Origin of the sequence: Methanoculleus taiwanensis (genome assembly GCF_004102725.1) — an archaeon.
Taxonomy (GTDB): domain Archaea; phylum Halobacteriota; class Methanomicrobia; order Methanomicrobiales; family Methanoculleaceae; genus Methanoculleus_A; species Methanoculleus_A taiwanensis.
Genome location: NZ_LHQS01000001.1, coordinates 566,555 through 579,879, shown reverse-complemented (window position 1 = coordinate 579,879; position 13,325 = coordinate 566,555). Strand labels below are relative to the sequence as shown.

At 63.6% G+C, this 13,325-nt stretch carries 11 protein-coding genes and 1 tRNA gene; 6 read left to right on the top strand and 6 right to left on the bottom strand.

Going from position 1 to position 13,325, the window contains the following annotated elements:
* Nucleotides 1–210 precede the first annotated feature (210 nt).
* Nucleotides 211–283: transfer RNA gene (locus ABH15_RS02955), tRNA-Lys, on the bottom strand.
* Nucleotides 284–396: 113 nt separating this feature from the next.
* Here ABH15_RS02955 and ABH15_RS02950 point away from each other — a divergent pair.
* From ABH15_RS02950 to ABH15_RS02940, 3 genes are read left to right on the top strand one after another with little or no spacing between them, the layout of a single operon-like run.
* On the top strand, nucleotides 397–1,863 hold the full coding sequence (locus ABH15_RS02950; RefSeq protein ID WP_128692864.1) for a DHH family phosphoesterase: 1,467 nt from the start codon (nucleotides 397–399) through the stop codon (nucleotides 1,861–1,863).
* Nucleotides 1,853–2,473: a 6-hydroxymethylpterin diphosphokinase MptE-like protein gene (locus tag ABH15_RS02945; RefSeq protein WP_128692863.1), complete on the top strand. Its 621-nt coding sequence runs from the start codon at nucleotides 1,853–1,855 to the stop codon at nucleotides 2,471–2,473. Before ABH15_RS02950 ends, ABH15_RS02945 begins: the two co-directional genes overlap by 11 nt.
* Nucleotides 2,463–4,106: a radical SAM protein gene (locus tag ABH15_RS02940; RefSeq protein ID WP_128692862.1), complete on the top strand. Its 1,644-nt coding sequence runs from the start codon at nucleotides 2,463–2,465 to the stop codon at nucleotides 4,104–4,106. The genes ABH15_RS02945 and ABH15_RS02940 overlap by 11 nt, the downstream gene beginning before the upstream one ends.
* Here the strand turns inward: ABH15_RS02940 and ABH15_RS02935 are convergent.
* Complete coding sequence (locus tag ABH15_RS02935) at nucleotides 4,103–5,233, bottom strand: CBS domain-containing protein (RefSeq protein WP_128692861.1); 1,131 nt, start codon at nucleotides 5,231–5,233, stop codon at nucleotides 4,103–4,105. The two genes, ABH15_RS02940 and ABH15_RS02935, sit on opposite strands and share 4 nt — an antisense overlap.
* Before the next feature lie 51 nt (nucleotides 5,234–5,284).
* Between ABH15_RS02935 and ABH15_RS02930 the strand changes: the two genes are divergently transcribed.
* Nucleotides 5,285–5,548, top strand: coding sequence for a PRC-barrel domain-containing protein (locus ABH15_RS02930; RefSeq protein ID WP_128692860.1), 264 nt, complete (start codon nucleotides 5,285–5,287; stop codon nucleotides 5,546–5,548).
* 51 nt (nucleotides 5,549–5,599) lie between these two features.
* Nucleotides 5,600–6,331, top strand: coding sequence for a tRNA(His) guanylyltransferase Thg1 family protein (locus ABH15_RS02925; protein WP_164913637.1), 732 nt, complete (start codon nucleotides 5,600–5,602; stop codon nucleotides 6,329–6,331).
* On the opposite strand, the gene ileS is transcribed toward ABH15_RS02925, so the two are convergent.
* Entirely contained in the window at nucleotides 6,311–9,490 is a 3,180-nt protein-coding gene (gene ileS, locus ABH15_RS02920) for an isoleucine--tRNA ligase (protein ID WP_128692858.1), read from the bottom strand. The genes ABH15_RS02925 and ileS overlap by 21 nt on opposite strands.
* Before the next feature lie 116 nt (nucleotides 9,491–9,606).
* Between ileS and ABH15_RS02915 the strand changes: the two genes are divergently transcribed.
* Nucleotides 9,607–10,089, top strand: coding sequence for a TIGR00725 family protein (locus ABH15_RS02915; RefSeq protein WP_128692857.1), 483 nt, complete (start codon nucleotides 9,607–9,609; stop codon nucleotides 10,087–10,089).
* Here the strand turns inward: ABH15_RS02915 and ABH15_RS02910 are convergent.
* The 3 genes from ABH15_RS02910 to ABH15_RS02900 are packed head-to-tail and all read right to left on the bottom strand — an operon-like array spanning nucleotide 9,998 to nucleotide 13,247.
* Entirely contained in the window at nucleotides 9,998–11,875 is a 1,878-nt protein-coding gene (locus ABH15_RS02910) for a molybdopterin biosynthesis protein (protein ID WP_128692856.1), read from the bottom strand. The genes ABH15_RS02915 and ABH15_RS02910 overlap by 92 nt on opposite strands.
* Nucleotides 11,869–13,071: a molybdopterin molybdotransferase MoeA gene (locus ABH15_RS02905; RefSeq protein ID WP_128692855.1), complete on the bottom strand. Its 1,203-nt coding sequence runs from the start codon at nucleotides 13,069–13,071 to the stop codon at nucleotides 11,869–11,871. Before ABH15_RS02905 ends, ABH15_RS02910 begins: the two co-directional genes overlap by 7 nt.
* On the bottom strand, nucleotides 13,068–13,247 hold the full coding sequence (locus tag ABH15_RS02900) for a hypothetical protein (protein ID WP_128692854.1): 180 nt from the start codon (nucleotides 13,245–13,247) through the stop codon (nucleotides 13,068–13,070). Before ABH15_RS02900 ends, ABH15_RS02905 begins: the two co-directional genes overlap by 4 nt.
* Nucleotides 13,248–13,325: the final 78 nt, after the last annotated feature.

Here is a 13,325-nt window from a genome sequence, read left to right as displayed (position 1 = left end):
CAGTGGCATACACCTGACCCCGACGGCAATATAACAGGACGACCCGGAACGGCCGGCCGTGGCGGCATCACCGGACGCCCGTTGATTCCACAACCGCTCTCCCGGCAGGCGCGGCAAGGATACCTCGAAGAGATCCGGAACGATTGATGGTACGATAGTGACCACGGAGGAACAGCGTAACGAAGAACAGTGCCGGTGATAGAAAGGGAACGGGCCTGAAGGGACTTGAACCCCTGGCCTACGGATTAAGAGTCCGTCGCTCTGCCGACTAAGCTACAGGCCCTTTCATCTGACCTAACAAAATAGGACTGAAACGTATATAAAATTTCCGGATTGTCCCGTGAAGAACCCATCAGGGAATCCATTAATAAGATGAGAAGTTACACCATTGTACGCATGCCTGAGGCGGTTCAGAACGTATCGAAAGAGCGAATCAAGTATATAATACTCGGGTGCGGAAGCACGGGTTATAACGTCGCCGAAGAGCTGGTTCAGGAGAACGAAGATCTCATCATCGTCGACCGCGACGAGAAAAGGGTCGAAGACCTACGAGACCAGAAATACGAGGCGCTCGTCCGGGATATCCGTGATCCTCACCTCCTCGACGGACTTCCGGTGCCGGAAGTCGCTTTCATTCTGAGCAACGATAAAGACGCAAACCTTGCCGCCCTCCGGAACGTCAAGAACCGCTACCCCGCCACCTACGTGATCGCGCGTGCCGTCGACCCGGTCAGCGTCGATCTGCTCCAGGAGGAAGGTGCGGATATCGTCCTCTACCCTCAGGAAGTGGTGGCAAAGACCGCCATCCACCATATCAGGAAACTTCACTCGTCGCGTCTCGCGATGCGGCTCTACGATCTCCTCGCCGAATGGGAGGGGACGCTCGGGATCGTCACCCACATGAACCCCGACCCCGACGCCATCTCGAGCGCGATGGCGCTCTCGATGATCGCACGCCACGCGAGCCACGGCAAACTCACCTGCCGCATCCTCTACGAAGGCAATATCGGCCACCAGGAGAACCGCGCCTTCATCAACCTCCTCGAGATCAAACTCGAGCGGCTCACGCCCCAGGTCCTTGAGGAGTGCAACTACCTGGCACTCGTGGACTCGTCCGCTCCCGGCGCCAATAACGAGCTCCCGAAGAACACCCGGGTCAACATCATCGTCGACCACCACAAGAACGGCGAGACCCCGAGCGCCATCGCCGACTTCATCGATATCAGACCGGGCGTCGGGGCTACCGCGAGCATCATGACCCAGTACCTGATGGAGCTCGACATCCCCGTGAACAAGACCGTCGCGACCGCCCTCCTCTACGGGATCCGGGCGGACACGAGGGACTTCAAGCGGAACGTCACCCCGCAGGACCTCAACTACGCCGCGTTCCTCCTGCCCCTGACCGACTCGGAGCTCCTCGGCAAGATCACCTCCCCCTCCATCTCGCAGGAGACGCTCGACATCCTCGGTACCGCTGTCCGGAACCGGAGGATCAAGAGCGGCTACCTCTTCTCGAACGTCGGATACGTCCGGAACCGCGACGCCCTCCCGCAGGCGGCGGATCTCCTCATCCAGCTCGAGGGGGTGAACACGGCGCTCGTCTACGGGATCGGGGATCAGAACATCATCATCTCGGCCAGGAACAAGGACATCCGCCTCCACCTCGGCAACGTCATGGCCGAGGCCTTCGGGGCGATCGGCGAGGCGGGAGGACATGCCACGATGGCGGCATCCGCCATTCCCCTTAATTACTTCACGATGGTGCGGGACAAAGAGGAACTCCTCTCGCTGATCATCGACCCGATTCTGAAGCGGTTCACGACGCTGGTCGGCCTGGACGGCGAGGGCAACGATGAAGTTTGAAGACTGGGAACCCCACTATACCGCTATTCTTGACTATTTCTGCTTCGGACGGGAGGAGGACGAGGAGGCTGCACGGCTCCTTGCCGGTCTTACGGATAAAGACGACCTGCCCCTCCTCCGCTCGCTCGCCGCGGGGAAGCATGTGACGGTCTGCGGGAACGCCCCCTGCCTTGCCGACGAACTCGACCGGATCGAGGGGACGATCTTTGCCGCCGACGCCGCCGCCGAGGTGCTGACGGACCGGGGCATCCGGCCCGACGCCGTCTTCACCGACCTCGACGGCGCCACCGACCGCTTCATCGATATGAACCGGGACGGGACGGTGATGGTCGTCCACGCCCACGGCGACAACGTGCCGCTCCTCAGGCACTGGACGCCCCGGTTCCCGGGGCCGCTCGTCCGCACCACGCAGGGGACACCGCTTCCGGCCGTCCACAACTTCGGCGGATTCACCGACGGCGATCGGGCGGTCTACGCCGCCGAAGAACTCGGCGCGACGGCGATCACGATCATCGGGTTCGATCTCGATGACCGATCGGTCGATCCCGTCAAACGGGGCAAACTCTTCTGGGCACGCGAACTCCTGCACCTGATCGGCCATGACCTCTGACGCCGTCATTATCGACGGTTACGTCGACGAACCTGCATGTCTCGGCGTCTCGCCCTACATCTCCCCCTACATACGGGCGGTCGCCGGAGTGCTCCTCGAACACGGCTACCGACCGCGCTACGTCACGATCGACCAGCTCCGCGCCGACCCGGGCCTGACCGCCTCCCTCGGCGAGGCTTCGCTCGTCGTCATGATCGCAGGGCTCACGGTTCCGGGCGCATACGTCGGCGGCACGCCGGCGAACCTCACCGAGATCCAGCAGCTCGGCACTCTGCTCCGAAAACCCGCAACGGCGATCGGCGGCCCCATCACCTTCGGCTACGCACCGGAAGGGGGGAAGAAGGCTATCCGGCAGGCAATCTCGGGCTTCGCCGTCACCCTCTCCGGCAACCCCGCCGTTGCGCTTGACGCATGGCTCCGCGGCCGGGAACCCGCAGGCGAGGGGGACTACACCCTGACCGATCCCTGGACCGTCGCCGGGAGCGGGATCGTTGCCGGGCACCCCGCCTTCCCGTACGTCATCTGCGAGCTCGAGACGGCCGTCGGGTGTTCCCGCGCCGTCGCGGGCGGATGCTCCTTCTGTACCGAACCGTTCTACGGGCTCCCGCGGTACCGGTCGATCGAGGCGATCGCGGAAGAGGTCGCCGCACTCCACGCGGCAGGCGCCCGCCACTTCCGCCTCGGCCGCCAGCCCGATCTCCTCGCCTACGGCACGGGCGGCGCAGAGTTTCCTCGTCCCCGCCCGGAACTCCTGGAAGAGCTCTTTATCGCCATCCACGAGAGTGCCCCGCTCCTCCGGACGCTGCATATCGACAACATCAATCCCGGAACCATCGCCCGCCACGAGGATGCGGCACGAGCCGGACTCGAGGCGATCGTTCGCGGCCACACCCCGGGCGACGTCGCGGCGTTCGGAATGGAGACCGCCGATCCCGCAGTGGTCACGGCGAACAACTTGAAGGCCATGCCGGACGACGTCTTCCGGGCGATCGAGATCGTCAACGAGGTAGGCGGGACGCGGCGGGACGGCATCCCCGAACTCCTACCGGGCTTAAACTTCGTGATCGGCCTTGCCGGAGAGACCCCCCGGACGTTCGATGCAGACAGGACGTTCCTCGAGAGGGTGCTTGCGGCGGGTCTCCTCGTCCGGAGGGTGAATATCCGGCAGCTGATGCCGTTCGAGGGGACAAGCGCATACGAGGAGAACACCCTCGGAAAGCACGACCGCGAGTTCCGGGCGTTCAAGGAGTGGACACGGAAAACGTTCGACGAACCGATGCTGCGGCGCGTCTTCCCCGTCGGCACCGTTCTTCGCGAGGTGATCGTGGAAGCCTCCGGAAACCCCTCGTTCGGCCGCCAGATGGGGTCGTATCCGATCCTCGTCGGTATCCCCCTAAACCTCCCCGAAAAGACCGTGCTCGATACGGCCGTCGTCGACTACGGGATGCGTTCCGTGACCGCCCTTCCCGTTCCGGTAGCGGTAAACACCCTGCCGCTCCGTGCCCTTACGTGGATTCCGGGTATCGGGAAGAAACGGGCGGCACAGATAGCGGCAAAGCGGCCGTTCAAAAACAGAGAGGAGTTTTCGGCCGTCGCGGGACCGACGCCGCTCGACGACCTATTCGTATTTTAGGCCTCTTTCAATTCCATAACCCGGACGACATCCGTGCGGGTCACGATCCCCACGAGCTCGCGGTCCGCCATCACCGGTATCCGGCCGATGTCGTTCATCGACATGATCCGCAGAGCGTCCATGAGCGGGGCGTTCGGGGTGAGCGTGACGGGAGCCCGCGACATGATATCCTTCACCTGCATCGCCTCGCGGTCCTGCACCGCGATCTTGTGGACATCCGAGAGTGCAACGATCCCGACGAGCGTACCATTCTCGACGACCGGGAACCCGAGATGTTTGGTCTCATACATCAGCGCCACCACCTCGGTCACCGGCATCGTGGGCGGGACCGTCCTGACCGGGCTGCTCATGACGTCGGCGACGGAGACGTCCTGGAGAAGGACGTTGTAGCGTAGCGTCGTCGCTTCCTGGTTCGCCCCGATATAGATGAAGAAAGCGATGATGATCAGGATGGGGTTGAAGAGGAGGAACCCGACGATCCCGAAGATGACCGCAAACCCCTTCCCGACATCGGCTGCTATCCTTGTTGCGCGGTTGAGCGGCATCCTTTTCGCAAGCCAGGCGCGAAGCACCCTCCCGCCGTCCATCGGAAATGCAGGCAGCAGGTTGAACCCGAAGAGGAGAACATTCAGAAGCCCGAGGTACCCGAAACTGAATACAAAGACTCCTGCGATGGCCGGGTCGGGGATGAGAGCGGAGACGTAGACGAGGGCGATGCAGATGAGGCCGACACCGAGGCTCGTCAGCGGCCCTGCAAGCGCCATGGGGAGTTCGACCCGGGGATCGGGGACGTTCTCTTCCATCGAGGATACACCGCCGAGGATCAGGAGCGTGATGCTGTTGATCTTGAGCCCCTTTGACTTGGCGAGGAGCGAGTGCGCCATCTCGTGAATGAATACCCCGAAGAAGAGGCCGAGCGCCACGACCGTGCCGAGGATGTAGGGGTTCCACCCTGCGGTGATCAGAGTCATATCGATCTCGACGTTGAAGAGATCGGCGATGAGTTCTGTCGTCAGGACGATCTGGCTCCCGATGATCCAGGCAAAAAGGGGGATCACCAGAAGAAAACTCCAGTGCAACTTGACGGGAATCCCGGCAATCTTTCCTATCTGTAGCGAGGCTTCCATGAGAAGGAGTATCCTTTTACGTTTATAGTTGTATACTTTCACAAGATACCGATGAGGACCCAGATCACAGAGCTATTCGGACTGAATGTCTATACCGACAAAGCCGTATACGTCGGGAGTGTTGACGATGTCGTGATCGATGTCGACGGAAAGAAGATAGATTCGCTCGCCGTGGGCAGTCTCAACCCCGAGATCGGCGAACTCAAGGGCTATAAGGGGCTGCATATTCCCTTCCGCATCATCAAGAGCATCGGGGACGTCGTCCTGATCCGCCACATCGCGGGTGTCTTCAAATCCCCAAAGAAAGAGGAGTAAGCGGCTCCCCCGGACAACCGGCTCAAGGCGTGCCACACCGCTGCCATGACTATGCACGAGCGGGAGATCTTCTCCAACCTGACAATATTCCCCCCGATCTTCATCAGGCTTGACGGACGGGCATTTCACCGTCTCTCCCGTGAACTCCGCCTCGAAAAGCCCTTTGACCCGGCTTTCCACGCGAGCATGACGGCAGTCTGCAAGCGCCTCCTCTCGGAGAGCGGACTTGAGCCCGCATTCGCCTATACCTTCTCCGACGAGATCAGCCTCTTCTTTACTACACTGCCGTTTACGGGGAGAATCGAGAAACTCGACTCGGTTACGGCGGCATTCGCTGCGAGCAGCCTCGCGATAGAACTCGGGGTCAAAACCCCGCTCGCCTTCGATGCCCGGGTGATCCCCGCATCTCCCGATTTCGCGGTCGAGTATCTTACCTGGCGCCAGAGCGAGGCCTGGCGAAACCACATCAACGCCTACTGCCAGCACGCACTCATCAAGGAGGGGTTCTCTTCCCGTGCGGCGGCAGCGAAACTCTCCGGGATGCAGTCGGCGGCGATGCACGATATGATGTACGCCCGCGGAGTGAACCTCGCCGAGACTCCGGCGTGGCAACGGCGCGGGACGCTGATCTGCCGGAAGAAAGTTCAAAAAGAGGGGTATAATCCCCTGACCGGGAAAACGGTCGTAACCGACCGGAGCGTCGTCACCGTGCTTGACGACCCCCCGCTCTTCTCAACCCCGGAAGGGAATCTGCTCGTCCGGTCACTCTGCGGCGGCCCGTGAGATCTCCATCCGCATCGGGACGCCTTCGACGTCCCAGTCGCGGGAGAGACCCCACTGACGCTCCGGGCCGGTTCCGTCTCCCGGCGCGTGGATGACAAGCTCCTCAGCCCGGACTTCGGTGCTGATCCCGGTCGTCCATTCCGACCGGATCAGCCCGGCGATCCGCGGATCGTCGACGGTGACGTCAGCGACGATGCAGTCGTCCACGTTCAGGTCGAGCTGCCGGCGCATCTCCTGGAGGCGGCGGACAACCTCGCGGGCGTACCCTTCGGCCTCGAGGGCGGGCGTGAGCGTCACGTCCACGTAGACCGTCGCATCCTTCATGGGCGCTGCGAAGATACCCTCCGGCATCGCCTCGGTGAAGGTGACGTGGCGGGCGGTTATCAGATACCCGCCGAGTTCCGCCGATCCGTCCTTCTCGATCGCGGCTTTAAGAGCGCTCCCGTCGGCCTGCTCGATCAGCGCCTTAACGACCGGCCCTTCTTTTCCGAACTCGGGGCCTATCGCCCGCATCACCGGTTCGGCCTGCCAGTTGAGTTTGTCCCAGGCACCTTCGACGACCGTAACGCTCCTGCTGTTCGCCCGGGCTTTCGCAAGCGGGTTTAAGAGCCGGATGGCGTCCCGGACGAGGTCGCTCTCCGTCACGACGACGCACTCCTCCACCGGCCAGCGGAGCTTTCGCTTGCCTGCCTGCCGGGCGTTCGCCACCGCATCGTCGAAGGAGCGGATGACGTCCATCGCAGCCTCGAGGTGCGTATCGATGAGGAGGTCGTCCGGCGCCGCCCAGTCGGTCATGTGGATGCTCGCTACGTCGCCTTCGACGCGGAGGTTCTGGAAGATCTCCTCGGCGATATGCGGGGTGAACGGAGCGAGCAGCCCGATAAGCCGGCGCATGACGTAGTAGATCGTCTCGTAGGCGAACCGCTTTGCCGGCGAGTCCTCCTCGAGCCACATCCGGGACCGGACGAGCTGGACGTACCACCGAGAGAGATCTTCGAGGATGAACCCGGTCAGCGCCCGGGTCACGCGGTGAAGCTGGTACTCCTCGAGATCGGCATCGATCTGCCGGGCGAGGGAGTTAACCCGGGAGACGATCCAGCGGTCTTCCTCCGGCATCTCGCGGATATGATCCCGGACGAACGATCCGTCCCAGCCGTCGGAACCCGCCTCCGGGCTGAACGAGTCGAGGATCATGTAGGGCAGCGGGAAGCGGTAGACGTTCCAGAGGATGTTGACCGCTCGGTGCACCGTCTTCACGCCGTCCCAGTTGAACTTCAGGTCGTCCCAGGGGGCGCTCGCCGAGAGGATGTAGAGCCGGAGCACGTCGACACCGTACTGGTTCATCACCTCGTCAGGCGTCACCACGTTGCCGAGGCTCTTGCTCATCTTCCGCCCTTCGGCGTCGAGGGCGAACCCGTGCATCAGGACGCTCTTGTAGGGAGAGCGGTTAAAGGCGATGGTGCTCGCCCCGAGCTGGGAGTAGAACCAGCCGCGGGTCTGGTCCTGCCCTTCGGTGATGAAGTCGGCAGGCCAGTACTGCTCGAACGCCTCCTTCTGCCGGGGGAACCCGAGCGTCGCCCACGATGCCACCGCCGAGTCGAACCAGACATCGAAGATGTCCTCGACCCGGCGCATCTCGCCGCCGCAGGAGCAGGGGAGCGTGACCTCGTCGACGTATGGCCGGTGCGGGTCGGGAATCGTCGCTCCGGAACGCTCCTCGAGCTCGGCGATGGTGCCGATGACGGTATACTCCTTGCACGCCTCGCACTGCCAGATCGGGATCGGGATACCCCAGTACCGTTGCCGGGAGATACACCAGTCGCGCGACTCCTTGACGAAATCGTGGAACCGGGCGCTGCCGGCCCACTCGGGGTGCCACCGGACGCCCGCGATCTCCTCGAGCATCCGGTCGCGGATCTCGGTCGCCTTCAGGAACCACTGCTCCGTCGCCCGGAAGATGATCGGCGTCTTACACCGCCAGCAGTGTCCGTAGCGGTGGACGATCGTCTTCCTCGCGAGGAGATGGTCGCCGAGCGCGTCGATCACGACGTCGTTCGCGTCCCGGACGTACATATCGGCGAACACGCCGGCATCGGGCGTAAAGCAGCCGCCGCCGTCGACCGGACAGAAGGCGGGCAGCCCCTCTTTCACGCCGAGGAGGTAGTCGTCCCACCCGTGCCCCGGGGCGATATGGACGAGGCCGGTATTCTCCATCGTGACGAAGTCCGCCGCGACGACGCGGTGGCGGATCTCACGCTGGTGCGGCACCTGGGCGGCGAGCGGCGAGGTGTACTCGGTGCCGACAAGATCGCTCCCCGGCCTCTTCTCGAGCACCTCGTAGTCCTGGTATCTGCCGAGCCTGAGGACGGACTCCACCAGGTCGTCGGCGATCCAGAGGATCTCTTCACCGAGGTCTCTCTTCGCGAGCACCCGCGCGTAGATGAAATCGGTATCGACCGCGACGGCAACGTTTGCGGGAAGCGTCCACGGGGTGGTCGTCCAGATGACGAGGTACTCGTTCTCGCGGTCTCCAATCGGGAACTTAACGAAGATCGACGGGTCGGTCTCGTCCCAGTACTCCACCTCCGAGTCCGCGATCGCGGTCTCGCAGCGGGGGCACCAGTTCACGACCCGGTGCCCGCGTTCGAGGAGACCGCGCTCCTCCGCCCGCGCAAGGGTCCACCAGGCGGCCTCGATATAGTCCTCCTTGATCGTCTGGTAGGGGTTCTCGAAGTCGAGCCAGATACCGAGCCGTTTGAACTGCTCGCTCATGATATCCTTATGGATCTCGGCGAACGTCCGGCAGCGCTCGATGAAGGCCGCAATCCCGTATCCCTCGATATCCTTCTTGGACGTGAACCCGAGCTCGTGCTCCACCTTCACCTCGATCGGAAGGCCGTGCATATCGTAGCCCGCCCGCTCGATGATCTGCCTGCCGCACATCCGGTGGTACCGGAGGATGACGTCTTTGAGGATCTTGTTCCAGGCAGTGCCGAGATGGATGTGACCGGTTGTATACGGCGGTCCGTCGACAAAGAAGAACGGCCTCCCCGTGCGGCGGAGTTCCTGCACGTTCGCATAGGTATCGCGCTCCGTCCAGAACTCCTGAGTCCGCGCTTCGAGCTTCGGCGCATCGTAGCTGCTGGTGACCTCTTTCACCTTGTATCCCTCATAAACACACTCTATCGTATAATGTAGTCCTCGGGGGACAAAGTAGTTTGGAGTACTCCCGGGCTGCCAGCACCTCTTTACCATGAGACAAACGAAGGGCACTCATGCAGATCGCAGTCATCGGACGGGGAGACTGTTCACCGGAGGAGTACGAAGCGGCAGAGACGGTCGGCTATCTCATCGCCGGCAACCGTGAGACCGTGCTCTCGGGCGGCCTTTCCGGCGTCATGGAAGCCGCCTGCAAGGGCGCACGGGAAGCGGGAGGAAGGACGGCCGGTATCCTGCCCGGCACGGGCAGGGGCAACCCCTACCTCGACGTGGTCATCCGGACGGATATGGGGCACACCCGGAACGTCGTGCTTATCCAGTCAGCGGATGCGGTTATCGCCGTCGGCGGCGGATACGGCACGCTCTCGGAGATCGCACTTGCGCTCAAAACGGAAAAACCAGTCTTCGGCTACCTGACCTGGAAGATAGAAGGGGTGATGGCGTGCATCAGCCCTGAGGAGGCTGTCCTGCTCGCAGTTCGCGCATCACGCCTGTCTCGTCCGTCACGTAGCCCCCGAGATCCCGGAGGATCTGTTTAAACCGGTCGGAGGAGACCGTTTCGACGAGGGTCTGAGCCCGGGGATCTTCGAGCGTATCCCGGTGCATGGCGAGTTCGTAGCGTTCCGTCGCCACCGGAAAGAAAGCAAGGCCGAGCGCGCGCGCAGCACTGTAGACGCCCATCGCCGCGTCGGCCTCCCCGGTCTTCACCGAGAGGGCCGCCGCAAGGTGGGTCGTCACCTCGCGATCGTAGCCGTGGATGGATGCCGGATCGATACCCCGCTGCTGCAGGGTGTGATCGAGGAGCATCCGGGTGCCCGACCCCTTCTGCCGGTTCACGAAGGTATGCTCCGGGAGATCGTCGAATCCAAGCCCCTCCCGGGAGATGATCCCCTGCTGCCGCTCCGCGACGCAGAGAAGGAGGAGATCGCCGTCCGGGAGATACCGCTGCAGGTAGGGGACGTTATAACTTCCGTCCGGGGCTAGGAGATGCATCGGCGCTGCGTGGCACTCTCGTTTCCGGAGTGCCAGCACCCCGCCCATGCTCCCGGTGTGGGTGGAATGGAGGTCGACGCCCCCGCTCCTCGCGAGGTCGGCGAGGTAATCGAGCGCCGGGTCATGACTCCCCGTGATGAGCAGCACCTCCTCCGCAGTCCGCTTCGGCACCCGCAAGCGGGCGGTGACGGTTCCACCGGCCTCGACACCCTCCGAGGAGGCCGGGATCTGCAGGTAGGCATTCGCCCGGACGGCACTCATCTGGACACCCGCACCCCGGGACTGGGGTACCGCGACCCAGGCGTCGCCGATCCGGCCGGCCGTCAGCAGGACGAACTCATCGGTCCCGATATCCGAGTGGAGGCTCGTCGTGAGGCGGGCATCGACGGTCTCCGCCTCCGGCGGCAGGAGGCCGTATCGCGCAAGAAGCGGGAGCACGATCTCGCGCAGGACGGTGAGGGCGGCAAGCGGGTAGCCGGGGAGGCCGATAACAGGTTTTCCTGCAATCCGCCCGATGATGACCGGCTTTCCCGGCTTGATCCCGACCCCATGGGCGAGCACCTCCCCGAGCTCCCCGATGACGTCCGCCGTGAAGTCGCGGGTTCCGGCCGATGACCCGGCAGATATCAGCAGGATCTCATTTTCGGCAACACCGCGGACGACGGCGTCCCTGATGAGATCGTAGTCGTCGACGACGATCGGGTAGCGGCGCGCCGATGCCCCCGCCGCCTGCAGCACCGATGCGGCCATCAGAGTGTTGCTCTCGACGACCTTCCCCGGGACGGGGCGCACGCCGAGAGGCACGAGCTCGGAGCCCGTCGGGATCAGGCCGGCGCGGACTGCGAGGACGTCGAGATGGGTCACCCCGTACGCGGCGAGCGCTCCGGTCTCGTGCGGCCGGATCCGGTGGTGCGTCGGCACGATCATCTCTGATTCCCCGATATCCTCACCGACCGGCCGGACGTGCTGCCATGGGCTGACCGCCTTTCGGATGGTGTACTTCCCGTCCTCCTCCCAGACATCCTCGATCATGATCACCGCATCGTATTCGGAGGGCACGATGTTGCCCGTATTGACGCGGACGGCGTCGGTGAGGGTGACCGGGTGCTGCTCGCTCGCCCGGGCGGTCTCGGCACTCCGGACGGCGATCCCGTCCATCGCGGAGAGGTGGATCTCGGGAACCGAGAAGCGGGCGAAGACGGGAGCGGCGGTGATCCGGCCGGCCGCCGCTTCGAGCGGGACGGACTCGGTTCCGGGGGTGAAGGCAAACGACCGGGCGATGAGGTCGTTTGCCTCAGCAAGGGAGATCAGCGTTAGATACCGCTTCACCATACGATCACCTCGACCGCCTCGCCGACCTCGAGCCCTTCGCTGCCCGCCGGCACCCGGACGAGCCCGGTGCTGCGGGTGAGCGTATTCAAAAGGCCCGATTTTCCGAAGACCGGGGTCGCCCGGCCCTCCTTCACCATGACCCGGACGTAATCCTCCCTGCCCTTTGCAGAGGGAACGTTCTCTGCGAGGACAGCGGAGACGGTCCTGCGCGAGACCTCCGTCTGCATCATCGCCGCCAGCAGGTGATCGACGATGGCGACGAGGACGACGTAGGTGGATGCCGGATGACCGGGGAGGCCGATCACCGGTTTCCCAGCCGCCTGCCCGAGGATCGTCGGTTTCCCGGGGGCGATGGCGACGCCGTGCACCAGCACCTCGCCGAGGCTCGTGATGACGGCCGCCGTATTGTCCCGCTCGTCCTTCGAACTCCCGCCGGAGATGAGGACGAGATCGCACTGGTCGAGCGCGGCAGAGAGCGTCGCCGCGAGATTCTCGCGGTCGTCCCGGACGATGCCGTAGTACACGGGGTGGCACCCCCGCTCCATGAGGTAGGTTCCGCAGAGGTACGAATTGACGTCACGGACCTCGCCCGGACGGGGCGCGGCGACGATCGGAACGAGTTCGTTGCCGGTCGAGATGATCCCGACCCGCGGGATACGCATGACGCTCACCTCTCCGGCGCCGGCCGCCGCCGCCACCCCGATATCGCGGGGGGAGAGGGCGCGGCCGCTCTCGAGGACGACCTCGCCTGCGGCAAAATCCTCGTCCGCAAAAACGACGTTCTCCCCGGGAGCGACAGGCCGGTGTACCAGGACGTCGTCGCCGAGCTGCTCGCAGTATTCGATCATGGCGACGGCATCGGCTCCTTTCGGGAGGACGCCTCCTGTGGGGACGTACATACACGACCCGGGAGCAACACTCCCCGGATCGCGGCCGCCCATGGCGACCCGGCCGCGGTAGTGCAGCATCGCCGGTATCGCCTCGCCGGCTCCCACGGTATCGGCCGCAGCCACCGCATAGCCATCGACGGTGGAGCGGTCGAAACCCGGGATATCGACATCCGCCCGGACATCCGCCGCAAGAATGCGGTGGAGAGCATCCTCAAGCGGGACGCTCTCCTTCGGGACGGGGGGAGCGATGCTCCGGACGACCCTGACCGCCTCGCTGACCGGGACGACCTGCAGAAAGAGCCTCATCTGAAGCAGCCCAGCTGGCAACCCCGTATCTTGATCCGCGGTTCGCGCCGGTTGCAGTATCTGGCAATATCCGCCTTCGGGATATTGTACTTCTCCGATATCTCGAATGCCTGGGGGCAGGTTATCTCATTTTCGATACCATAGGCTGCAAACGCCTCGCGTATCTTCTCATCCATAGTACACATGATGTGTGTCGAGAGAGATAGGGTTTACTGTACGCGGCGATCAACCAGTAGCATTTAGCGTCCTCGCCC

Bases quoted from the DNA above. Each gene is read 5' to 3' on its own strand.
- ABH15_RS02925 (WP_164913637.1), top strand. From the start codon at position 5,600: ATGCACGAGCGGGAGATCTTCTCCAACCTGACAATATTCCCCCCGATC.
- ABH15_RS02900 (WP_128692854.1), bottom strand. From the start codon at position 13,247: ATGGATGAGAAGATACGCGAGGCGTTTGCAGCCTATGGTATCGAAAAT.
- ABH15_RS02915 (WP_128692857.1), top strand. From the start codon at position 9,607: ATGCAGATCGCAGTCATCGGACGGGGAGACTGTTCACCGGAGGAGTAC.
- ABH15_RS02935 (WP_128692861.1), bottom strand. From the start codon at position 5,233: ATGGAAGCCTCGCTACAGATAGGAAAGATTGCCGGGATTCCCGTCAAG.
- ABH15_RS02905 (WP_128692855.1), bottom strand. From the start codon at position 13,071: ATGAGGCTCTTTCTGCAGGTCGTCCCGGTCAGCGAGGCGGTCAGGGTC.
- ABH15_RS02910 (WP_128692856.1), bottom strand. From the start codon at position 11,875: ATGGTGAAGCGGTATCTAACGCTGATCTCCCTTGCTGAGGCAAACGAC.
- ABH15_RS02945 (WP_128692863.1), top strand. From the start codon at position 1,853: ATGAAGTTTGAAGACTGGGAACCCCACTATACCGCTATTCTTGACTAT.
- ABH15_RS02930 (WP_128692860.1), top strand. From the start codon at position 5,285: ATGAGGACCCAGATCACAGAGCTATTCGGACTGAATGTCTATACCGAC.
- ABH15_RS02940 (WP_128692862.1), top strand. From the start codon at position 2,463: ATGACCTCTGACGCCGTCATTATCGACGGTTACGTCGACGAACCTGCA.
- ABH15_RS02950 (WP_128692864.1), top strand. From the start codon at position 397: ATGCCTGAGGCGGTTCAGAACGTATCGAAAGAGCGAATCAAGTATATA.